The 22,130-nt window shown below is 54.0% G+C and carries 18 protein-coding genes and 1 pseudogene; 12 read left to right on the forward strand and 7 right to left on the reverse strand.

Annotated features, from left to right (window positions below):
- Positions 1-265: 265 nt before the first annotated feature.
- Complete coding sequence (locus tag AC2TEM_RS06660) at positions 266-1,303, forward strand: zinc-dependent alcohol dehydrogenase family protein (RefSeq protein ID WP_170423237.1); 1,038 nt, start codon at positions 266-268, stop codon at positions 1,301-1,303.
- A 65-nt stretch (positions 1,304-1,368) separates the two neighbouring features.
- Here the strand turns inward: AC2TEM_RS06660 and AC2TEM_RS06665 are convergent, their stop codons facing one another.
- Complete coding sequence (locus AC2TEM_RS06665; protein ID WP_170422944.1) at positions 1,369-2,172, reverse strand: helix-turn-helix transcriptional regulator; 804 nt, start codon at positions 2,170-2,172, stop codon at positions 1,369-1,371.
- Between the two features lie 131 nt (positions 2,173-2,303).
- On the opposite strand from AC2TEM_RS06665, the gene AC2TEM_RS06670 reads away from it, so the two are divergent.
- From AC2TEM_RS06670 to AC2TEM_RS06715, 10 genes are all read left to right on the forward strand, one after another.
- On the forward strand, positions 2,304-4,280 hold the full coding sequence (locus AC2TEM_RS06670; protein ID WP_480856045.1) for a CocE/NonD family hydrolase: 1,977 nt from the start codon (positions 2,304-2,306) through the stop codon (positions 4,278-4,280).
- Positions 4,281-4,305: 25 nt separating this feature from the next.
- On the forward strand, positions 4,306-5,871 hold the full coding sequence (locus AC2TEM_RS06675) for an ABC transporter substrate-binding protein (protein WP_170422948.1): 1,566 nt from the start codon (positions 4,306-4,308) through the stop codon (positions 5,869-5,871).
- Between the two features lie 86 nt (positions 5,872-5,957).
- The gene (locus tag AC2TEM_RS06680) at positions 5,958-6,896 is read left to right on the forward strand and encodes an ABC transporter permease (protein ID WP_170422950.1); all 939 of its coding nucleotides are present in this window, start codon (positions 5,958-5,960) and stop codon (positions 6,894-6,896) included.
- Positions 6,897-6,907: 11 nt separating this feature from the next.
- Positions 6,908-7,765, forward strand: a complete 858-nt coding sequence (locus tag AC2TEM_RS06685) for an ABC transporter permease (RefSeq protein WP_170422952.1) — start codon at positions 6,908-6,910, stop codon at positions 7,763-7,765.
- Complete coding sequence (locus AC2TEM_RS06690; RefSeq protein WP_480856046.1) at positions 7,762-8,742, forward strand: ABC transporter ATP-binding protein; 981 nt, start codon at positions 7,762-7,764, stop codon at positions 8,740-8,742. Before AC2TEM_RS06685 ends, AC2TEM_RS06690 begins: the two co-directional genes overlap by 4 nt.
- The gene (locus AC2TEM_RS06695; RefSeq protein ID WP_170422956.1) at positions 8,739-9,683 is read left to right on the forward strand and encodes an ABC transporter ATP-binding protein; all 945 of its coding nucleotides are present in this window, start codon (positions 8,739-8,741) and stop codon (positions 9,681-9,683) included. Before AC2TEM_RS06690 ends, AC2TEM_RS06695 begins: the two co-directional genes overlap by 4 nt.
- 3 nt (positions 9,684-9,686) lie before the next feature.
- Complete coding sequence (locus AC2TEM_RS06700; RefSeq protein ID WP_480856047.1) at positions 9,687-11,330, forward strand: amidohydrolase; 1,644 nt, start codon at positions 9,687-9,689, stop codon at positions 11,328-11,330.
- Position 11,331: 1 nt separating this feature from the next.
- Positions 11,332-12,837 carry a M81 family metallopeptidase gene (locus tag AC2TEM_RS06705; protein WP_480856049.1) on the forward strand — a complete coding sequence of 502 codons (1,506 nt, stop codon included), beginning with the start codon at positions 11,332-11,334 and terminating at the stop codon, positions 12,835-12,837.
- 262 nt (positions 12,838-13,099) lie between these two features.
- Positions 13,100-13,840 (forward strand): acetyltransferase, encoded by a 741-nt coding sequence (locus AC2TEM_RS06710; RefSeq protein ID WP_170422962.1) that lies wholly within the window; start codon positions 13,100-13,102, stop codon positions 13,838-13,840.
- Positions 13,841-14,057: 217 nt separating this feature from the next.
- The gene (locus AC2TEM_RS06715; RefSeq protein WP_170422964.1) at positions 14,058-15,698 is read left to right on the forward strand and encodes a hypothetical protein; all 1,641 of its coding nucleotides are present in this window, start codon (positions 14,058-14,060) and stop codon (positions 15,696-15,698) included.
- Here AC2TEM_RS06715 and AC2TEM_RS06720 read toward each other — a convergent pair.
- The 6 genes and pseudogenes from AC2TEM_RS06720 to neuC all read right to left on the reverse strand — a co-directional run bounded on the left by AC2TEM_RS06720 (position 15,683) and on the right by neuC (position 20,754).
- Positions 15,683-16,702, reverse strand: coding sequence for a Gfo/Idh/MocA family protein (locus AC2TEM_RS06720; RefSeq protein ID WP_170608959.1), 1,020 nt, complete (start codon positions 16,700-16,702; stop codon positions 15,683-15,685). The genes AC2TEM_RS06715 and AC2TEM_RS06720 overlap by 16 nt on opposite strands.
- Positions 16,703-16,704: 2 nt before the next feature.
- Entirely contained in the window at positions 16,705-17,496 is a 792-nt protein-coding gene (locus tag AC2TEM_RS06725) for a nucleotidyltransferase family protein (protein ID WP_480790500.1), read from the reverse strand.
- Between the two features lie 114 nt (positions 17,497-17,610).
- Positions 17,611-17,754 (reverse strand): annotated as a pseudogene (locus AC2TEM_RS06730) (CBS domain-containing protein); the annotation flags it as partial.
- A complete protein-coding gene (locus AC2TEM_RS06735; protein ID WP_170422970.1) occupies positions 17,751-18,497 on the reverse strand; it encodes an acylneuraminate cytidylyltransferase family protein in 747 nt (248 codons plus the stop codon). The gene AC2TEM_RS06735 and the pseudogene AC2TEM_RS06730, both read right to left, overlap by 4 nt.
- Positions 18,490-19,575: an N-acetylneuraminate synthase gene (gene neuB, locus AC2TEM_RS06740; RefSeq protein ID WP_170422972.1), complete on the reverse strand. Its 1,086-nt coding sequence runs from the start codon at positions 19,573-19,575 to the stop codon at positions 18,490-18,492. The genes AC2TEM_RS06735 and neuB overlap by 8 nt, the downstream gene beginning before the upstream one ends.
- Before the next feature lie 12 nt (positions 19,576-19,587).
- A complete protein-coding gene (gene neuC / locus AC2TEM_RS06745; RefSeq protein ID WP_170422974.1) occupies positions 19,588-20,754 on the reverse strand; it encodes a UDP-N-acetylglucosamine 2-epimerase in 1,167 nt (388 codons plus the stop codon).
- A gap of 141 nt (positions 20,755-20,895) precedes the next feature.
- Here neuC and AC2TEM_RS06750 point away from each other — a divergent pair, with 141 nt between their 5' ends.
- Complete coding sequence (locus tag AC2TEM_RS06750; protein WP_170422976.1) at positions 20,896-22,128, forward strand: polysaccharide biosynthesis protein; 1,233 nt, start codon at positions 20,896-20,898, stop codon at positions 22,126-22,128.
- Positions 22,129-22,130 lie beyond the last annotated feature (2 nt).

Below are 22,130 nucleotides of genomic sequence, written 5' to 3' on the forward strand. Positions count from 1 at the left end.
GACCCTACAACCCAATTCACCAGCACAGAAGGCAAAGAAGAGCTGCACCCAAAAGCAACACATTGCTTTTGGGAATTTCCCCATCACCACCTAAAGAAAGATATGCGCAAGTTTAAGGAGAGTGGATTTCTTAAATTTGTCTAAAACTGGATTTGGTTAAAATAGTGCTAAAATGCCACAACTTGGGTTCATCCCTAAGGCTGGATCAGTTCGGCTGAGTTGGTTTAGGTTCACACAACTTTTCGAAAAAATGAAAGAGCACACTATGAAGGCTGTCCTGTTCGAGAAGTTCCAACAAACCCCCAAGGTTGTCATAATCGACGACCCTGCACCCGATACTCATGGCGTTGTTCTGAAGGTCGAAGCCACTGGCGTTTGTCGCAGCGATTGGCACGGGTGGATGGGGCATGACAGTGATATCGAGCTGCCTCACATACCCGGTCATGAGTTGGCTGGCGTGGTCGAAGCCGTCGGACGGGATGTAAAGAACTGGAAAGTTGGCGACAAGGTAACCGTGCCTTTCGTCTGCGGCTGCGGAACGTGCAGCGAATGTCACGCAGGGCATCAGCAAGTCTGTCTGTATCAAGAGCAACCCGGCTTTACCCATTGGGGCAGTTTCGCGGAATATGTGCCAATTCATCAGGCTGACCTTAATTTGGTCGCGCTGCCTGAAACCATGGAATTTGCAACCGCCGCCAGCCTTGGCTGCAGGTTTGCCACTTCATTCCGCGCGGTCGTCGATCAGGGAAGGGTCTCGGCCGGTCAATGGGTTGCCATACATGGCTGCGGTGGGGTCGGTCTGTCAGCCGTTATGATTGCTGCCGCCGTCGGGGCCAATGTCATCGGGGTTGATCTAGACGAAGCCAGACTCGAACTTGCGCAAGAACTGGGTGCAGTTGCGACCATTAACGGTACAGATGCTGATGTTCCCGAAGCGATCCGCGAAATCACCAAAGGCGGCTCCCATGTGTCAATCGACGCTTTGGGTCATCCCGTCACTATGACCAACTCAATCCTCTGCCTGCGTCCGCGCGGCAAGCACATTCAGGTCGGTCTGATGCTGGGTGATCACGCTTCGCCAGCAGTACCCATGCCAAAGATCGTAGGACAAGAGATCGAATTGCTTGGTTCGCACGGGATGCAGGCGCATCGCTATGGCGCGATGCTCGACATGATTAAAAATGGCAAGTTGGATCCGGCGCGATTGGTGGGGGAAAAAATCAGCCTGGAAGACGCACCCAAGGCCTTGATAGGGATGGATAAGTTTACCTCAATCGGTGCGACGGTCATCACAAGGTTCTGAGTTACAAACAGGATCCGCCCCGTGCGAAAATGGCGCCACTAAACGGCGATTTCAAAATGCATCACTCAATTGGCAAGTTCTGTTGGTATCGCTGAAAAATGGGCATCGCCTGATCCCAAAAGGTACTTTCGGACCGCCAGGTCGATTGATTTACTCTGTTCTGAATAGACACCGCAGGCAGTGAGCGCTTCACGGGCGGTAATGCGCTCATCAAGCCGTTTCCAGATTGTTTTCGCCGCATAAGGGTGTGGAAACGGCCGCCAAGCCACACCCATTGTCATGCCACGCAAGTATTTTAGCTGTTGGCGATGCGCGGAATAAAGGATGGTCTGCGCAATGCTTCCTTCCTTGCCGCATTCATGTTCGGTGGCGAAGATCCTGTTACCGCGCAGGGCAACCAGCCCTTCGTAGCGCGAAATCTGCCGAACGCTTTTGTCCGGGGAGGTGGCGTTTTCGTGCGAGCGGATCGTCACGACGCCATCCACCTCCTTAAGTCGAATCAGAGAACAAAAAATGCGCCCCTGCCAAGACGGGGTGCAAAAGAAAGAATGATAGAAGCCCACATAGCGTCTGAGATTCTTCACCTGATCACTGTACGGCTTAACAAACAAGCTGGCAGGAGTTTCTTTCCGACGGACGATCGAGTCTTTTAATGTTTCTTCAAACTCCGTCCGAGGCGCAAAAAGCTGTGCCTCAGGCAGATCAAAATACCGAGCGATACGGCGTAGGTTGTGGGCTGATGGCAAGCTTTCGCCGTTGAGGTAGCGATTAAACTGCTGCCTGTTCAGGCCGATTTCTCGACAGACTTGCGAGATATTGCCTCGCTCGGCGCACAAAGACCGTAAATTTGCGGAAAAACTTTCGGACATAAGCGTCATTTCTTTCGCGTTTTGACGCTATAATGCTAAAGATTGAATAAAAGCGCGTAAAGTAGCTCAGTTCAATAATTTTCGGAATGCGGGTTGGCTGTACCAAACGCAACAACGGGACCTCGCTCCGAATGTCCACAAAAATCATCGAAAACACCTGGATCGCCCTGCCGGATGGTCGGAAACTGGCTGCACGAATTTGGTTGCCCGAAACCGGGCCGTCACCCGCCATTCTGGAATACCTCCCCTATCGCAAACGGGATGGAACTGCGCCGCGAGATGCAACCACTCATCCAGTATTTGCCGAGGCAGGATACGCCTGCATCCGCGTCGACATTGCCGGAACCGGTGATAGCGAGGGGCAGTTCGACGACGAGTATTCGGAACAGGAACTCCGCGATGGTGAAGCCGTTCTGAGTTGGATCGCCGCACAAAACTGGTGCGACGGAAACATTGGGATGATCGGTATCTCGTGGGGAGGATTCAATGGGCTGCAGCTGGCCTTTCGCCATCCGCCCGAGCTCAAGGCGGTGGTCAGTGTCGCCTCGACCGTGGATCGGTACGCCGATGACATACACTTCATGGGCGGCTGCCTGTTAAGCGACAATATCAACTGGGGCAGTCAGATGTTCGCCTATTTGACACGGCCCGCAGACCCCGAGCTGCGATCTGATTGGCGAGAAGACTGGCTTGCCCGACTTGAGAATGTACCATTCTCAGCAGCCGATTGGCTGCGTCATCCAACGCGCAGCGCGTTCTGGAAACATGGCTCGGTTTGCGAGGATTGGTCGGCGATTCAAGCTCCGGTTCTTGCGATAACGGGTTGGTCGGATGCATATGTCAACGCTCCGCCAGCGCTGGCAGCAAATCTGGCCGTGCCGTCAAAAGCGCTGATCGGACCGTGGGAGCACCGCTATCCGCATATCTCGAAACTGGAGGCAGGAGATTTCCATTCCGAGGTGATCGGCTGGTTTGATCGCTGGCTGAAGGGGCAGCAGAATGGCGCCGAAGACCTGCCCGCCTACCGAACCTATATGCAGGATCATTTTGGCCCGAGCAAAAAGAACAAACCCAGGCAGGGCCGCTGGATCGCCGAGACAGAATGGCCGTCGCCCAATGTCAGCGATGAAGTCTGGCATTTGGGATTGGGTGGGTTTTCCGACGTCGCCACTACGGCCGAGACAACCGTATCGAATCCGGCCCATATCGGACAGGCTGGCGGGTATTTCTGCCCGGGCATGCGGATCGACAATGAGTTGGCCGAAGATCAAGCAGCCGATGACGCACTGTCGCTTTGTTTCGATACGGCACCGCTGGACAAGCCGCTTGAACTGCTTGGACGGGCGCGACTGAAACTGTCCTTCACCGTGGACAGACCGGTAGCCCAACTGATTGCGCGATTGTGTGATGTCGCCCCGGATGGGGTTTCTCAGCGGATCACCTATCGGGCGCTGAACCTGACGCACTACAAGAGCCACGAGACCCCTGTAGCGTTGGTTCCCGGTCAAGTTTACAGTGCGGAAATTGCACTAAATGAGTGCGCGCATCGCGTGAAACCCGGTCATATCCTGCGTCTTGCGCTGTCTACCGCTTACTGGCCAATCGTTTGGCCCGCGCCAGAAGCGGCAGAGGTGACATTGCAACTGCAAGGTTCGGCGCTGTATTTGCCGGTTCGGACGATGTCTGAGGAAGCTGATCCTGCACATCCCGGACCAGCGCAGGATTATCCGACTTTGCAAAGCACCGAGCTGCGCGCGCCGTCGGGCCGATCCGAACGGCGCATCGAAGCGGACGGAACCGTCGTACTTGAGACATTCGACGACTACGGCAAAGCACAGGACCCCGGCCACGGCCTCATCGTCGGAAGCCACGTCGCCATGCGCTATGCGATCCATCCCGATGACCCAGCGACCGCGCAATTCACGGCGGGCTGGCGTTTCACGTTCGAGAGGGACGAATGGCAGGTCGAGATCAGCACCGAAAACGCGATGACCTGTGACGTCGAGAATTTCTATCTGCATCGAAAACTGCGCGCCACCGAAGGCGCGGACAAAACAGAAGTTCTGACAAAGGAATGGAACGAAACCATCCCGCGCAGGCTTCTGTAAACGATCTGACCCAAGGGAGAACATCATGAAAATCGAATGGACAAAAGCAAATGTCGGGCGCAGGGGCTTCTTGAAAGGGGCAACTGCGCTTGGGGCGGCATCCGCGCTGCCTGCAAGCTGGGCCAATCGCGCCTTCGCCGCTGATGACGGGGTGTTGCGGGTGCGCGCCTACGGTGATGCCCAGAACATGGACCCCGCACATTCCGTCGGTGTTGTCGAAGAAGAAGTGCATGCCTCGATTTACAACAAGCTGATCCAATACAAGCCCGGCGAGGAATGGGGTTGGCAGCTGGATGCGGCGGCGATGATCGAGCAGGTTGACCCGACCCATATCAAGTTCGCCCTACGCGATGATATCGGTTTCACCAATGGCTTCGGTGCGATGACCGCTGAAGACGTGAAATTCAGCATGGAGCGCATCGTGGACGATGCGACCGAAAGCCCGAACAAGCCCGATTTGGGTCCGTTCAGCCATGTCGAAGTGAGCAGCGAACGCGAAGGTACCATCGTTCTGAACGAGCCGTTTGCTCCGATTTGGTCGATCGCCCTGCCCTACATAACCGGCAACATCGTCTCGAAAGCTGCGGTCGAGGCCGCAGGGGGCCGCATCGGGGCTGATCCGGTCGCTGAATCCGGCCCTTATCTGCGGGACAGCTGGTCACCCAAAGAAAAAACCGTGCTTAAGCGCAACCCGGATTGGAAGGGTGACGCACCAACATGGGACACAATCGAAATCCTGCCGATCGACGACGAAAACACCGCCGAGATCGCCTTTGAGGCGGGCGAACTGGACATGACTCGGGTTTCGCTGGGATCGGTCGAACGCTATCGGGCCGGTGTTCCGAATGGCGGATCTTTGGTCGAGAAACCCTCACTGTTCTATGTCTGGTTGGGCATGAATCTGGATCACCCCAAGCTTCAGAACCCAAAACTGCGTCAGGCGATTCAACATGCAGTCGACGTACCAAGCATCCTAGAGGCGGCCTATTTTGGAGCCGCTGAACCCTCGACAGGCATCATCGCACCTGGCCTTGCGGGCCACCGCCCGCAATCTCTGGTCCCTCCGGCGGCAAACTTCGAGAAAGCGGCGCAATTGCTGGCGGAGTCTGGCGAGACCAATGTGACGCTTACGTTGGACACGCTGAACAAGACCACTTTCACCACGACGGCTCAGATCATTCAGGCAACTCTGGCGCAGATCGGGATCACGGTCGAAGTCAACGTACTGGAATCCGGTGCATTCTGGGCAAGCGGAGACAACGAGAACCTGCAACTGGTTCTGAACCGCTTCTCGATGACCCCCGATCCATATTATGCGACGGCCTGGTTCACCACCGAACAGGTCGGCATCTGGAACTGGGAGCGGTTCAGCAACGCTGAATTTGACGAAATTCACAACTCGGCATTCAAGGAAGCGGATGTGGCCAAACGCGCTGAGATGTATCAGCGGGCGCAGGATCTGATGGAAGAAAGTGGTGCCTACCGCTTTATCACCCACGAGGCGACACCGGTGATTCATTCGGCGCGTGTCACCCCCGCGCTAAGACCCGACGGTCTGGCACTGCTGCGGTACTTCGGCAGGGCGACCTGACCTCCCCAAGGTCGGCTATGTCCGGCGGGGTTTGACGCCCGCCGGATAAAACAGCTCGCCACCCATCCACAAGGAGCCAGCTTTTCATGTTGAAGTTTGCAACCCGCCGCTTCGGGCTAGCGCTGCTTATCCTGTTCGTGGCGGTTACCGTCATGTTCCTGATGATCCGCGCCGTCCCCGGGGACCCGGTCCAGATCATGTTGGGGCCACGCGCAACACCTGAGCTTCAGGCCCAGCTCACCGCTGCGTTGGCGCTGGATCAACCAATCTGGAAACAGCTGGTCATATTCTATGGAAACCTGGTCCGTGGCGATCTGGGAATCGACGTATTCTCGGGCCGGTCCGTGACAGATATCGTGTTTCAGCAGCTACCCTACACTCTGGAACTGATCTTTGCGTCGATCCTGTGGTCCGCCACTTTGGGAATTGCACTTGGGGCATATGCCGCCGCCCATCCGAACACTCTGATCGATCGCATTGCGGCGGCGATTTCGGTCAGTTTTGTTGCAGCACCCGCCTTTGTCGTAGCACTTCTGTCGCTATTGGTCTTTGCCGTGCATCTTCAGTGGTTTCCAGCCATCGGCGCGGGCGAAGGCTTCTGGGGTCGCATTGATCACCTCGTTTTGCCCGCCTTTGCCATCGGGCTAAGCTGGGTGGGCTACATCGCGCGGTTGGTGCGCGCCTCGATGTTGGAAGTCTTAGGCGAAAACCACGTTCGGACCGCACGTGCCTTCGGTATCGCAGAGCGCCGCGTGGTGATGGTTTATGCCTTGCGTATCGCCATTCTTCCGGTTGTCACGGTGATCGGCGTCGGCATGGGTTTCCTGCTGAGTTCGGCCGTATTCGCCGAAATAGTGTTCGCGCGCCCGGGTCTGGGCAAGCTGGTGATCGACAGCATAACCACCCGCAATTACCCGATTGTCATGGGCTCGGTTCTGATCTCAACCGGTTTGTTCGTCGTGTCGACCGCACTGGCGGATCTGATCAATGCGTGGCTCGACCCACGCGCTAGACAAGCGCATTGAGGAAAGCCGAAATGGAAAAATCTCGTTCTGAACTTGGTCAGATCATTGTCGGCGTCGCCCGCGACCCTCTGGGTCTGATTGGTTTGGTCATTGTCGGCACCATCGTCTTCTGTGCGATTTTCGCCTATTGGATTGTGCCCTATGATCCTGTGGCCATGGATATCAAAGCCCGGTTGCAAGGCCCGTCTGCCGAGCACCTTCTGGGTACGGACCAACTTGGCCGCGATACGTTTTCCCGCGTGATTGCCGGCGGTCAGGTTGCGTTGAAAGTCGCCTTGCCTGCGGTCTTTGGTGCGATGGTAATTGGCCTAACCTTGGGAATGATTGCGGGGTATGGGCCAAAATGGCTCGACAACCTGTTGATGTTGTTCTTTGACACCATCCGATCCTTCCCAACCGTGATGTTCGCGCTGGCCGTTGTGGCCCTGGTCGGTCCCAGTTTGCAAACGGTTGTGTTCGTGGTGATGGCGACTTCGATCCCAACCTATGGCCGTGTGGCGCGAACGCAGACCCTGACGTTGCGCAATTCCGAGTACATTCTGGCCGAGCGGTCGATGGGGGCCAGCATGGCCCGCATCTTGGGTGTGCACATGCTACCAAATATCGTGGGGGTTTTGGCCGTCCTGGCTGCTATGGACATCCCGACGGTGATCGCGCTTGAGGCGGGGCTGTCCTTTCTCGGGCTTGGCGTGAAGCCCCCAACCCCCAGTTGGGGCGCACTTCTGAAGGACGGATATTCCCTGATCCGACAGACACCTTGGCTGGTGGTGGGCGGCGGTCTGCCGATCATTCTGGCAACCCTGGGCTTTACGTTTTTAGGGGAATCCCTGCGCGACGTGGTTGATCCCAAACTGAGGAAACAGCGATGACCGAAACTCTTCTGGAAATCGAGAACCTCAGCGTCGATTATGAAACGGCACGCGGAGATCTCAAGGCATTGCGGGATATCACCTTTGACATCCGCAAAGGTGAGATCGTGGGCATTGTCGGTGAGTCTGGTTGCGGAAAATCAACCTTGATCTCGTCGATCCTGCGGCTGACCGCACCGAACACGCGGTTCCGGCAAGGCGAAATACGCTTTAAAGGGCAGGATCTGTTGCAAGTGCCTGAACGCAGGATGAGTGATCTGCGCGGGGCCGATATCTCAATCATCTTTCAGGACCCGATGCAGACCCACAATCCGGTTCTGACCATTGGCCAGCAGATGGTCGATATTCAGCACCGGTCCAAGGCTAGTAAGCAGGAAAAACTGGCCAATGCGGCAAAGATGCTGGGGGCTGTCGGAATTCCGGACCCAGAGGCACGGCTAAAGCAGTTCCCGCATGAGTTTTCAGGCGGAATGCGACAGCGGATCGCGATCGCCATGGCGTTGATGTCAGAACCCGACCTGCTGATCGCGGATGAGCCGACCACCGCGCTGGACGCCACGCTTGAGGTGCAAATCATTGAGCGCTTGCAAGAGCTGCAGCGCGAGTTCGATTGCGCCATCCTATTTATCTCGCACCATCTGGGTGTGATCGCGGAACTGTGCGACCGAGTGGTTGTGATGTACGCTGGCGCCGTTGTCGAAAGCGGTGAAGTGCGCGAGATTTTTCACAATCCCAAGCACCCTTACACACGCCGTCTAATCGACTGTGATCCGGGCCATATCAAGGAACGCGCACGGGTCCTGCCAACCATTCCGGGCGAAGTGCCCGATCTGGCCAACCTGCCCGGTGGATGTATCTTCCGCGACCGCTGCGACCAGACGATGCCGCGCTGTGCAAAGGACGTTCCCCCCTTGGATCTTCTGAAAGAAGGGCATCACGCCGCCTGCTGGCTGAACCATGAGGAGGCCGCGACATGAGCCTGCTGAACGTCCACGACCTGCAAACCAGCTATGGCCCGGTCAATGTGCTGGCTGGCGTCAGTTTTGAGGTCGAAGCTGGCGAAACCTATGCGCTTGTCGGCGAGAGCGGCTCGGGCAAGACAACTGTCATCCGTGCGATTGCTGGTCTGGCCCCGGCGCAAGCCGGTTCGGTCGTGTTTGACTCGCAGGAGATACGGGGTGCGCCGGAACGGGTAATGCGTCCGCTGCGCAAGGACATGGCGATGATGTTTCAGGACCCTGTGGGCAGCTTGTCACCACGCCTGACAATTCGAAGCCTGATCACGGAACCCTATCGCATTCAGGGCATGAAAGATCGCGATCTGGATGCCGAAGCCAAGCGTCTGCTGGAAATGGTGAACCTGCCGGTGCATTTCGCGGACCGCTACCCCTATCAATTGTCCGGTGGCCAGGCACGACGGGTTGGTGTTGCCCGCGCTTTGGCGCTGGAGCCGAAACTGATCCTGGCGGATGAACCAACGGCGGGGCTGGATGTCTCGGTACAGGGTGAGCTGCTGAACCTGCTCAATGACCTGCGGGAACGCCTGGGCCTGGCGATGGTGATCATCACCCACAACCTGAACGTGGTGCGCCACGTGGCAGACCGCATGGGCATTATGTATCTGGGTCGACTGGTCGAGGAAGGCACGACAGAGGCGATCTTCGACGATCCGCGCCACCCCTATACCCGCTGCCTGCTCAGCGCCAACCCCGAGCCGGACCCCGATGCGCGCCTTGAACGGATCGCGCTCAAAGGTGAGCCGCCCAGCCTCTTGCAACGTCCGTCGGGCTGTGAGTTCCGCGAAAGATGCCCGTTTGCCAAAGACATCTGCACACAGACACCGCAATGGGAGGTTGCTGCGGGCCACGGGCTGCGCTGTCTCGCACCCTTGTCGGGTGCGCCTGCTCCGGGTCACTAAAGGATGAGGGAAACACTCTATTTCGGCGGTCCCATCCTGACGATGGACGCCGACAATTCCCGACCCGAGGCGGTGTTGGTGCGGGACGATGTCATCATTGCGGTGGGGGACGAAGCAACGCTGCGGCGGCAGATGTCATCCGATGCGGGTGTATATGACCTAGCTGGCCAGACCCTGATCCCAGCCTTCATCGACTCGCACGGCCACTTCCCAGATCCCGGCTTCATCCAGCTGTTTCGGGTTGATCTTGCATCACCTCCGCGCGGCGCGTGTATGGATATGGCGCAAGCTTTGGAAAAGCTGCGCGGCCGGGCCGAAGAGACGCCTGAGGGCAATTGGGTGATGGGCGTTTTGTTCGACAACACCGCCATTTCAGAAGGCCGCATGCCTACCCGGGCCGAACTGGATGATGTCTCAACGGCGCATCCAATCTGGGTTCTGCATGCTTCGGGTCACAACGGCGCGGCCAATTCGATGGCGCTGAAGCTGCATGGCGTCAATCGCGACACCCCGGACCCGGCCGGAGGGCGTTATGGCCGCGACCCCGATACCGGCGCCCTGACGGGGCTGGTCGAAGGGCTGTCGGCCATGGGCGAAATGGGCGATACTGATTTTCTGATCGGCCGGGACAGGTTCTGGCAAGGGTTCAACGCCTGCCGTGATGAGTATTTGTCCCACGGAGTAACTTATGCACAGAACGCTTGGGCATCGCAGGTTATGCTCGACCACTTTGCCAGCCTTCGTGCCGATCAGGATCCCGGCATTGATTTGGAATTATTGCCAATTGCCGATCTGGAACCGGCTCTGAGCCAGGGCTGGATCGACGATAACTGGCCCGGCAACCCACATTTTACGCTGGGTGCGCGCAAGCTGTTTACCGATGGCGCATTCCAGTTACAGACTGCCTATCTGTCTGCGCCCTACCACAAGTCGCTGGACCCCGATCACCCCTGTGGCATGATCTATGCCACGCAGGTCGACATGGATTCCGAGGTTCTCCGCCTACACGCTATGGGGTTTCAGATCCACTGCCATTGCAACGGGGATGCCGGGGCCGAGATGTTCATCGATGCGGTGGACAAGGCCTTGTTAGCGCATCCGCGAGACGATCACCGCCATACAATCATCCACGGCCAGGTTCTGCGCGACGATCAACTGGACCGCATGGCGCGACTTGGAATAACTGTCAGTTTTTTTTCAGCACATGTGCATTTCTGGGGGGACCGACATTACGATACCTTCCTCGGCCCGGAGCGCGCTGAACGGATTTCGCCAGCCGCAACTGCGGAACGATACGGTGTACGCTATACGATCCACAATGACGCGTCGGTTACGCCAACGCGGCCAATCCATCTGGCACATTGCGCGGTGAATCGACTGACTGCGTCCGGCCGGCAACTGGGTGAAAAGGAAAGGGTCAGCGTACTGTCTGCGCTTCGGGCACAAACTATCGATGCGGCGTGGCAAGTGTTTAAAGAAGATGAGCGCGGTTCGATTGAACCCGGAAAACTGGCAGATTTCGCCATCCTTTCTCGCAATCCCCTAGATGATCCTGAACGGCTACTCGACACATCAATTGTTGCAACCATCCGGCGAGGACAGATTGTGTTTGGCGCCACCAAATCCAGAAAAGAACTGGAATTTTAAAATGACAGCCAAACGCATTGCCATTGCCGGATTTCAACACGAAACCAACTGCTTCGGAGCGACCAAAGCGGGTCTGCCCGAGTTCGAGATGGCAGATTCCTGGCCCGAAATGTTGCATGGCCCGCGTGTCATCGCGGACACCAAAGGTATGAACCTACCCATCGCCGGGTTTTCTTCCGCCGCGAACCAGGCAGGTTTCGAGCTTTTCCCAATCCTGTGGTGTGCGGCGGAACCTAGCGCTCATGTCACGGATCACGCGTTCGAGAAGATATGTACTATGATCTTGGATGGCCTTCGCGGCGCGGGACCGCTGGACGGAGTGTATCTTGACCTGCACGGTGCAATGGTGACTGAAAGCCTTGCCGATGGTGAGGGAGAGCTGTTGCGCCGAGTACGTGATCTGGTAGGGCAGGACGTTCCTGTCGTGGCGAGCCTGGACCTGCATGCCAATATCTCTGACCAGATGATCTCGCAGGCGGATTATCTGGCAATTTTCCGCACGTACCCGCACCTCGATATGGGCGAAACCGGTGCGCGATGCGTACCGGTTCTGCAAAGGCTACTGGCAGGAGAGAAGCTGCACAAAGCCTTCCGGCAGGTGCCCTATCTGATCCCATTACATGCGCAATACACCTGGGCTGCACCGTTTGATGAGATTTATCAGTTGCCCACCCGGTTCGAACAGGCCCATGTCTATGCAGAAATCGCACTGGGTTTTACAGCGGCAGATTATCCCGATACTGGTCCGTCCTGCGTTGCCTACGCGACCAGTGCCGCGCAAGCGACCGCCGCAGTAGATCAAATAGTCGACCTTTTTCTGGCCCGCGAACCTGATGTGGACTGCTCTATGTTGTCGTTGGACGAAGTCGTTCTGGCCTGTCGTTCGCATCGCGACAAACCGCTCGTGTTAGCGGATGTACAGGACAACGCAGGCGCAGGCGGCACATCCGATACCACCGGACTTCTGGCCGCTTTGATCGAGGGGGAAGCGCAGGAGGTTTTGATGGGTCTCTTCCACGACGCCGAAAGCGCAGAGAAAGCGCATCGTGCAGGCCAAGGCGCAAAACTGAACCTGGCCATCGGCGGAAAATCAGGTCTGCCCGGGCACCACCCCGTTGAGGCAAAGTTCGAAGTTCTGGCCATCGGAGATGGCATCTGCCGATACTCAGGTGAGATGTACGGAGGCGGCATCGCGACGCTTGGCAAAACGGCCGCTCTGAGGATGATAGAGTCTGGCGCGAAGATAGACTTGGTCGTCACCAGTGTGCGCAACCAATGCCTAGACCGCGCTCATTTCACCCATATCGGCCTGAATCCCACATCCTATTCAGTGATCTGTGTCAAAAGCACCACACATTTCCGGGCGGATTTCCAACCCATCGCAAGCGACGTGAAAGCCGTTGCCGCTCCAGGCACCTTTCTCTGCGATCTGGACCAGATCCCCTACTACAACATCGCAGGCAAACGCCGCATCGAAACAAGTGGACCCAAAACCAGAAACCATTGATTTCCCACCCGCATCGCAGCTCGCAATCGACATAGCAGGCGCAGAAACTGCATTGAGACCCGGCTCGTGAACTAAGAGATTGGAAACTTCTCGCTTCACGTTTTGACAATGCTGCGTCATCATTCGCTTCAAACCTACAGAAGATAGGGCTTAAACCGCTTCTGTTCGGCAGAAATCCAAACCCGTCATGACCAAGCTTTGATGGAGCAAGCTTGTGGGGCATCCCGACCCAGCGAACGGACCCTGCTAGCGACACACCATTATGGAAGCGGTTGCGCGCGTTGATCGTATAAGCCATCGTTTGGACGAGTTCGAAGTCTCAACCTTGCGCCTCTGGCAATCAGAAAAAATGTTTGGATCAGAAAAAATGCAGCGATTAGTTATTCTTGGCGCGGGGGGAAATGGGCGCATTGCCGCTGAAATTGCAGAGCTGTCGGGATGGAAACAGGTTGTGTTTCTTGACCCCAATTGGGAAAGCCATCGCCAAAGTGGTATTTGGCCGGTAATCGATGATGATCGCACGGATGTGCTGATGAGTCAGCCTCAAGACAGCTTTTTCTTTGTAGGAGTAGGTGACAATAAGAAACGTGCATTTTTACAAAAACGACTAGAAGATCTTAATCTGCCTATCGCCACTTTGGTGCACCCCAAAGCAATCGTGTCAAGTTATGCAGACGTAGCACCAGGCTGTTTGATTTCAGCCGGTGCCGTTGTGAATATCGGCTGCAAGATTGAACGCGGGGCAATCGTAAACACAAATGCCAGTATCGACCATGACAGCAGCGTCGGCGCATTTTGCCATGTAGCGCCCGGTTCTCAGATCGCAGCAGATGTTACTTTGGGTGAGCGGGTATTCATAGGCGTCGGGGCAAGCGTACGAAATGGAATTACGATCCTGGCCGGAGCGGTTGTTGGCGCAGGCGCTACGGTGATCAAAACGGTCGAGGCGGAGCAGTTAGTCGCTGGCACTCCGGCCCGCCCACTAATCCGCAATGATCGCTAACACTCTCATAAAAAGGATTATTTTAAACCGGAAATGGTAAATGCGTAAACTATCTTGCACAATATGGTTTCAATCTTCATCGCGGGCAACATTGTCTCGGACGAAACTAAGAAAGTTTGCCTTTCGATTGCGTGCACGGCGTAGGATATTGGTGTTCTTTCAAACCCAGATACCGAAGGAGCATGCAAAACAGATCAAACGGTACCAGCGCTTGGGATTGATCGAAGTTTTCCAGGTTGACGGTCTGGCGGGTTTCTACTCTGAAACGGACTTTCAGATCGCCATCCAGACTCAATTTTTGGCAAAGTACATCGTGTCAAAAATTGCCCCGTCAATGCTATCGAAATCCGGGTTCAGTTTTGACAGAATAGACATATCCAATATGTCTGCAGGTTTAGAGTTACAGCTGGCCGATAACCTCTATTCGAGAATCAGACAGATTCTTGCGATATTTGACGAGTGCAAGGTCGATAAGAACGATCTTTGGGAAGACTTTGGGAATTCACTTTTGACAAATCTCAATGCCCAGAGCCTTTGTTATCCAGGGCGTTATGAGGAATGGCCGGCCCACGTTAATCTAGTAGCAAAGGAACCAAACTTCTTTAGACCTGACATTGAAACTTCAGGGTTTGGGCATTTCCCAGATTCACGGCCTCAGACACTCCTTTTAGGGAACCCAGGGCAGCCGACATATCTTCGATCCGCTGAAGCGATCGGCTACGCCGAACTAAAGATGGGAAAGCGTTTTGACGCGATTTTCGAAGTTCGATACCCTAATAAGATTGCTCCTTTGCATTGGGGTGATGAGTTTGTCTGTCACTCTTCAGAGTTCTATCTGAATTCACCCGAGCCGGCCCTTGGTGACGCAAAACTAAGACTCGCACTACCCGAACAGAATACCAGCAAAACGGTACATGCGCAGTTGTCCAAATCCGACCCGCTTTTGGTACAAAGATTTGGGTTTAACCCAGAGAACTGGTTTGCTCTATTGTTAAATGAAACACTCGCGGCAACGAATACCAGACTGCCTAGGATAGCAGGGTTCTATCACTGCCTCATGAACCATCCGCAGTTTGAGAATATCGAAACGCTCGTTTGCTCACCCAGCCGTTCCGCAGTTTTTGTCCCCATCGCGTTGGGCCTGAAGCAAAAAGGCGTCAAGACCATAGAATATCAGGCTTTTTTCTGGAGCGCCCATCCCAGATATCAAGTCCTTGATATGGATCTCTTTGTCTGCTCGGATGCAGCAACAATGAAGGTTATCGAAGAGAAAAATGACCGCGTTAGCCACGAGACTAAAGTTGTGCTTGGACCATCTTTTGGCATGGCAAATTTCATGAAAGACTATGCGGATTCTTTGTCAAAAGAACCCGAGAAAAAATCACTTAAACCAATAGGTATTGCCCTGCAACCGATCAATGATAAGGAATTCGAAGCCGCGTGCCGTCTAATTAGGGACGCCGGGTACGATATTCTGTGTCGACCACATCCAAGGTTAGACCGGGCTCAGGTCAAAGCCCAGTTTGGGAGATACGGCCAAATCGATGACGGCACACTTGTGGACTTCATCCGAAACACTTCTCTGGTTGTAACCGGGTTTTCAAACGTTGCATTACAAACTGCTTTGGTGGGTAAAACCGCTGTCTGCCTACCCGTGCCAAATCTTTTGGGATTGAACCTGTCAGATGCTTCGCAACACATTCACCTGTGTAATGACTTGGAAGATCTTCACAGATTTCTGGGTACAAGTGAACATATCAACGAAACCCCAGGTTTTCACGATCCTATCAGCCATTGGTGCGAGATCAGGCGGGCAGAAACGCCTGACCAGATATCGATATTTCAGGCTAATGGATAAACGCTTGCGCGATCAACGTCACTTAACGGCAACGCAATGACTGAAGTCGTCTCGATTGCCTTGCGAGCTGCAATCATAACTTCCAGAGCTAGTGTCGCGTCGATCAACGAAGCGCCGCCTTCGCTGCGGTCATTTAACAGATCAAGGAACACATCACGCGTATGATTGACTACATCGCCGGGAACAAAATCCTTCCACGGAATCTCCTGTAAGGCAGCACCATAGAAATGCTTGGGGAGGTCTTGTGTTTCTGGTTTACGTACAAAGACTTGCGGAGGTTCCGAAGTGAATGGCATCAGCACGCGCCCGCGTTCAAATCGGAACTCATATCCGCCGATGACTCCGATATCATCACCGATCTCCAACAGCAAACGTCGTTGTTTGGGATAACTTACAAGAACGGCACCTCCCGCGTCTTTGAATTGCGGGCCACGTGGGTTTGTTGACTCTGGCTGAGTACCAACTGCTGAAACGTAAAGGGGAGTATCGGAGAACATCCAATTTGCGAGATCAAAATAATGTGTGCCTAGGTTTCCCAATCCACCAGCACCTTGTGTGATTACAAAGGATTGCAATTTCCCGAATTGAGGATCCCCATCAAACTGGCGTATTGTTCGAAGCACATTCCAGCACCGGTGATTGTGATTGACCAACGCATTGATACTATTGTCCTTAGCGATCCGCACCATCTCCAAACCGTCTGCAACTGAACAAGCGACCGGTTTTTCTACCAGAACCATTTTCACGCCTGCGTCGACCAAAGCGCGGAACAAATCAGCGTGGCTATCGGCAGTCGTCGAAATTGCTACGATGTCTGGAACGTTAGCGAGAAAGGCATCCATCGAATTAACTAGAACCGACACTAGCGTCGCGTCTTGTGTCACGCCCCACGGCTCATCAGAACTGTCCAGAACCGTAGCAAGTTCAAGGCCAGCTGCGCGCCCAGCAAGCACAGTGCGATAGCCCATGCGCCCCAGGCCAATTACTCCAAAGCTCTTTGTCATCTTTATCCTTCGCTATCTGTCACGATCTTGCGCGCGCGCTGCAAATCCTCGGGCCTACCGATATCGATCCAATCTCCGCTTGTCGGAAAAATGCGCGTATTGATTTTTTGCTCGCGCAAAACATCGAACAATGAGGGCAGATCGAAGAATGTTCCGCTTGGAACGTGATCAATGGCAGTGCGATCTAGCACATAATACCCGGCATTTATGAAGTACTTATAGGTGGGTTTCTCGCTCAGAGACTTTATTTCGAAACCTTCGGTCTCCACGACTCCGAAGGGAATTTCGATTTCATGTTCTCGCACTGCCATCGTCGCACAGGATTTCTGATCCAAGTGGAATTCAAGCATCTCGCGGTAGTTTGTCGAACACAAGATATCCGCGTTGGTGACAAAGAACTGATCAAAGACACCGGCATCGACCAAGGAAAGTGCACCACCGGTCCCAAGGCGTTCTTGCTCTTCTACGTATTCGATGCGTACACCCAGTTTGTCGCCGGATCCGAAGTGATTACGGATCATCTCAGCCTTGTAGTTGACGCAGAAGATGAAGTTTTCCAAACCGTTGTTTCTGAACCGCTTGATAATTTTCTCAAGGATGGGTTCGCCATCAACTTCCAGCAGCGGCTTCGGTTTGTCTTTGGTCAATTCCCCAAGGCGCGAGCCAAGGCCACCAGCCATGACTACAACAGCTACATTGTCCAGTGTACTACCTGGCAAATGCGGGGAAACAGCAACCGACACAACCGATCCTGTCTGATCAACGATCGGAGCAAAAGTGATTTTGTTGCGCATTAAGAACTTTTGCTGATCCGAGTGAGTTACCCCAGCGTCAATTGTTCGCGGCGATTTATTCATCAAATCTTCTGCAGTCTTGTCGACCAATGGACCTTGAATCATCGCCCGTCGAAGATCTCCGTCAGTCACGGTACCCAGCAATTTGTTTTCGGGCCCGACTACGAGGGCAAACCCCACGGCTGAGTTATCTATGATCTTAAGAACTTGGCGAAAATCATCCGTCGGAGAGACAAAAATTGAAGCAATTTCTTTCAATGCTCATTTACCTCTTTATTCTCAGGATTTTGCAAATCTTGCTTTGCCAGAAGATCGAATGCCAACTCGGCAAAGCTCCAATCGTCTTCCGTGTCAATATCTAGCGAGTATAAGCTGTCCATCTCGTATATATCTGTTTTATGGCAAATTGCCCTTTGTTGAATAGTCAATGCCTCCCTTGACCACGCATAGATAGACCCATTCAACTGAAAGACTTCTGGTGCATCTTGCCGTCTCTTGACATCGCCGCTAAGAGGCTTGGACAGCGAGTAAGTTCCTTGGTCGGCGTCAAATTCAAGAAGGTTGAAATACGGAGAGTTCTTGGCGCGCGCTACACTGAGCACACTATCGAGCTTATCGTCTTCGAGCCTGGATACAGCCTCCTGAATATGTCGGCTTTGCCGTAATGGAGATGTTGCCTGTAAAAGCACGACGGTAGTGTATTTCTTGGCAGACAGGGCTTCGCATTCGGAAAGTGCGTGCAATACAACATCCATCGATCCAGCCAAATCTGATGCCAGCTCATCTGGTCGTTTGATACATCTGGTTGCGCCTGTTTCCTTTGCGATCGCTAGATAGGTGTCGCTATCACTGGAAACCGCGACTTCCGTAAATATGCCAGCGGCGACCGCATGTTGGACGCTATGGGCCAACAAAGGTTGGCCACGAAAATCCCGGATGTTCTTGTGCGGAACACCTTTGGACCCCGCCCTAACCGGGATGATGCACAACCTCTCAGTCATTAATCGGGTCACCTTCACGATAGTCTTTTGAAGCTGATGTACCAAGCATCTCCCAAAACAACAGCGGGTCCTTGCCAGACGCCGCACGCTTTGTTGATAGATTTTCCAGCGTGAAAGGATTTCCTTTGGAAATGTCCGCCTTTGCTACCAGACGTTTTCGTGCCGCATTCATCGTGCTGCGCTCTTCCGGCGTACAGCATTTGACAGAAGAGCCAAGCATTGCTTCGACTTCTCTGACGCTAGTAAAAATAGCGGCAATTTCATCTGGCTCAGCTGAAGCCGCGTGATCAGGACCCTCTAGCGAATTGTCGAGTGTAAGGTGTTTTTCTATGCAGCACGCACCAAGCGCGGCGGCCGCAATTGAAGCGGTTCCACCCAGCGTATGGTCAGAATAGCCGACACGCAAACCAAACGCTGAGCGGATGGTGCCGATTGTATGCAAATTTGTAGCTTCTGGGCTGGATGGATAATTTGAAACGCAGTGCAGGATGGTCACTTTGTCTTGCAGACCTGCGCGCAGTTCCGGATCCGCCCACGCCATACTCATATCGTGCCTACTGGGGGCAGCAGGTGGTGCCGGACTATATCCTAACGCTAGAAGACCCAGAGCGCGCTCAATTTCCCCCAAGTCGGACATTCCGGTCGATAGAATAATATCGCATCCGGTCTGTGCCGCAGCATAAAGCAATGGCCCGTTATTAAGATCACCCGAACCAATTTTTAACAGGCTTTGCCCAAGCCCCTTGGTCAATAATTCGAGGCTCACAATATCAAACGGTGTCGATAGGAAACCAATTCCGCGTTCCGAACACTTCTGAATGAGGGTGTGATGCGCAGCTTCGTTCAATTCCAGATCGATGAGCATTTCAAGCTGCGTTTTACTGGAACCGATCTGTTGCTCTTGATAGTCGGCCAACGCAGCAGACTTTGATACCATCGCTTTGGCAGAAAAGGTTTGAAACTTGATCAGGTCAGCCCCGGCATCGGCGGCTGCATCGACCAACGCAAGGGCTTTGTCCAGCTCCCCGTTATGGTTTACACCGGCTTCGGCAATGAGGGTTATTTTGCTATTCAGCATGATTACGACTTTCTATCGCAGACTGTGGAAGCGCTTCGCCAGTATTTCGTGGCGCGAGCGATTGCGGGATACTGATCGCAAAGCGTCAACGATTTTCGCCGCACTGTGTCCATCCCCATACGGATTGACCACGTCTTTGTCCGAATACTCCGTTGTTGCGTGAATAGATGCCAGGATCTCATCTTTTGTACCGGCGCAATCGAAGACACTTGTTGCGCGCAATCGGCCTTTTTGTCGGTCCCCAATATTGATTGTTGGGACCGACAAGCTAGGGATTTCGTAGAGGCCGCTGGACGAATTGCCGATGACGGCCTGCACTTGACGAACAGTGTTGAAGTAGAGGGTCTGACCCAAGCTTTTTTTAAAAATGGAACTTGGCCGCTGAGCAACATAGGCTTGTAAAGCGGCATTGAATTCTGCCCCGCCTGTATCGGCATTGGCACCAGTGAAAATTAGCTGTGCGTCTGGAAGCTCGTCCAATGCCGCCAATAATGCATGCAATTCTGAGCGACCGAAATCTTCTTTCAAAGTAGTGGGATGCAACGTGATCAGGTAAGTAGAGACACCATCAGATAAGCCCAATGCTGTAAAAACATCGGCTCGCGACATCTGTGGTATGTTGTGCAACGCATCAAGCCCCGGGCTGCCCACATTTACTACGCGCCAGGGTTCTTCTCCCATCTGTAGCACATTCTGCGCCGCATCATCGGTCGACGTACAATGCAGATGGCTTAGTTTTGTAATCGCATGCCTGAAGGCGTCGTCATAGGCTTCTTCGGTGACATCACCACCGCACAAATGGCAAACGGGAATTCGATGAAGGGCCGCGGCTGTGGCAGCCCCTAGAACCTCGAACCGATCGCCCAGAAGCACGACCCAATCGGGCGCCAACCGCCCGAGAGCCTGAGCTACGCCCATGGTTGCAAGCCCTGCACTGACTGCCGGGCCAGTTGCAGTGCTGCTATCAAGGTACATCTCAACTGTCTGATCGACTTGAAATCCGTCTTGTTCAATTTCTGAAATCGTGGCGCCTTGTGACGTTGCGAGGTGCCCTCCCCCTGCGATAATACTCAACCTCAGCCCATCACAGTCAGCAATTTTGTACATAGGCCAACGTATTAGTGAATAATCCGCACGACCTGTCGTGATGCAGGTCACATGGAGGTCTGAATCTTGCACCTGTCGCTCCTGAAAATGTCTTGTTCCTGCTCAGTTTCTATTTCATTCGCTCGTGCCATGCCACCTGTTTGCAGACTTTTTGCTGCTTGACCAGAGACCAAAATTACCGGAAAAGCCGCATCATTAAAAATGGAGTGTCCTATGGAGAAGAAGGATTTATCACCCCTTGCAACGGGGCGAGTTGAAAGCCTTTTCCAAAGTGATCTCTGGGCTAAACGCGACGAGATTCATCGTGTTATGAATGGCGCGCGCGTTCTAGTAATCGGCGGTGCTGGCTCAATCGGCAGTTCCACAGTCAACGAGATTTTGCCGTTTCGGCCGGCCGCGCTGCATGTCATCGATCAGAATGAAAACGAACTGGCAGAATTGGTGCGCAATCTACGGTCGGCGGAATCGCCAATAGACGTAAATGACTTCCGCACGCTGCCACTTGACTATGGTTCGCCCGCATTTCGAGCGTTTGTGAGAAATGAAGGACCCTATGACTTTATTCTGAATTTTGCCGCCATTAAACATGTAAGATCCGAGAAGGACGGCTACTCAACGCTTCAGATGTTCGACACAAACATCCTGAAGCAGGCGCGCCTCGTAGAGCTGTTAAAACATGTCGGATTTAACGGAAGATATTTCAGTGTTTCCACGGATAAAGCTGCAAATCCAACATCTTTGATGGGCGCTTCAAAGCGAGTCATGGAACATGTGATGTTCGATGACGGATTGATCGACGGTCTTAACTGCACGATCACTTCTGCCCGTTTCGCAAATGTCGCCTTTTCCAATGGATCTCTACTTCAGAGCTTTGAGAAGCGCCTACAAAAAGACCAACCTTTGGCCGCACCTAAAGGTACGCGGCGTTACTTTGTGTCGCTGAAGGAAAGCGGCCAGCTATGCCTATTGGCCGCGACAACCGCCCCGCACAAGCATATTATGGTACCAGATCTCGACCCAGAAACTGCGCTTGTAGAAATGCAATCCGTTGCCGAAAATGTTCTGGTGGCGAACGGTTATCAGCCAAAGCACTACACTGATGAGGCGCAGGCCTGCGTTACTGTAGTAGCCGACAAAGCAACAGGGCATTGGCCTTTACTTCTAACTCCATTGTCGACTTCGGGCGAGAAGCCATACGAGGAATTCGTCGCCAACGGCGAGACTTGCGTTGAGCTAGGATACGATGCTCTTTTAGGCGTTCAATACCTACCGCTCGAAGACGCGGGCGTCATGAGGCAACTTCTTGCTGAAATGCAAGAAATATTCAAGAGGGCTGAATCCGAGGCGATCTCTAAGGAATCCCTGAAAGCTCTGATCGCCCTTGCGGAGCCAGCATTCCTCGACAGCCACAAGGAAACTGGCATGAACCTTGATCAAAGGGTATAGCT

Source organism: Ruegeria sp. HKCCD3925 (genome assembly GCF_057221175.1).

Excerpts from the sequence above, each read along its gene's own strand:
- AC2TEM_RS06680 (WP_170422950.1), top strand. The coding sequence starts at position 5,958 with ATGTTGAAGTTTGCAACCCGCCGCTTCGGGCTAGCGCTGCTTATCCTG.
- AC2TEM_RS06750 (WP_170422976.1), top strand. The coding sequence starts at position 20,896 with ATGGAGAAGAAGGATTTATCACCCCTTGCAACGGGGCGAGTTGAAAGC.
- AC2TEM_RS06720 (WP_170608959.1), bottom strand. The coding sequence starts at position 16,702 with ATGACAAAGAGCTTTGGAGTAATTGGCCTGGGGCGCATGGGCTATCGC.
- AC2TEM_RS06665 (WP_170422944.1), bottom strand. The coding sequence starts at position 2,172 with ATGTCCGAAAGTTTTTCCGCAAATTTACGGTCTTTGTGCGCCGAGCGA.
- AC2TEM_RS06725 (WP_480790500.1), bottom strand. The coding sequence starts at position 17,496 with ATGCGCAACAAAATCACTTTTGCTCCGATCGTTGATCAGACAGGATCG.
- AC2TEM_RS06710 (WP_170422962.1), top strand. The coding sequence starts at position 13,100 with ATGGAAGCGGTTGCGCGCGTTGATCGTATAAGCCATCGTTTGGACGAG.
- AC2TEM_RS06705 (WP_480856049.1), top strand. The coding sequence starts at position 11,332 with ATGACAGCCAAACGCATTGCCATTGCCGGATTTCAACACGAAACCAAC.
- AC2TEM_RS06675 (WP_170422948.1), top strand. The coding sequence starts at position 4,306 with ATGAAAATCGAATGGACAAAAGCAAATGTCGGGCGCAGGGGCTTCTTG.
- AC2TEM_RS06700 (WP_480856047.1), top strand. The coding sequence starts at position 9,687 with ATGAGGGAAACACTCTATTTCGGCGGTCCCATCCTGACGATGGACGCC.
- AC2TEM_RS06660 (WP_170423237.1), top strand. The coding sequence starts at position 266 with ATGAAGGCTGTCCTGTTCGAGAAGTTCCAACAAACCCCCAAGGTTGTC.
- AC2TEM_RS06685 (WP_170422952.1), top strand. The coding sequence starts at position 6,908 with ATGGAAAAATCTCGTTCTGAACTTGGTCAGATCATTGTCGGCGTCGCC.
- neuB (WP_170422972.1), bottom strand. The coding sequence starts at position 19,575 with ATGCTGAATAGCAAAATAACCCTCATTGCCGAAGCCGGTGTAAACCAT.
- AC2TEM_RS06695 (WP_170422956.1), top strand. The coding sequence starts at position 8,739 with ATGAGCCTGCTGAACGTCCACGACCTGCAAACCAGCTATGGCCCGGTC.
- AC2TEM_RS06690 (WP_480856046.1), top strand. The coding sequence starts at position 7,762 with ATGACCGAAACTCTTCTGGAAATCGAGAACCTCAGCGTCGATTATGAA.
- AC2TEM_RS06735 (WP_170422970.1), bottom strand. The coding sequence starts at position 18,497 with ATGACTGAGAGGTTGTGCATCATCCCGGTTAGGGCGGGGTCCAAAGGT.
- AC2TEM_RS06670 (WP_480856045.1), top strand. The coding sequence starts at position 2,304 with ATGTCCACAAAAATCATCGAAAACACCTGGATCGCCCTGCCGGATGGT.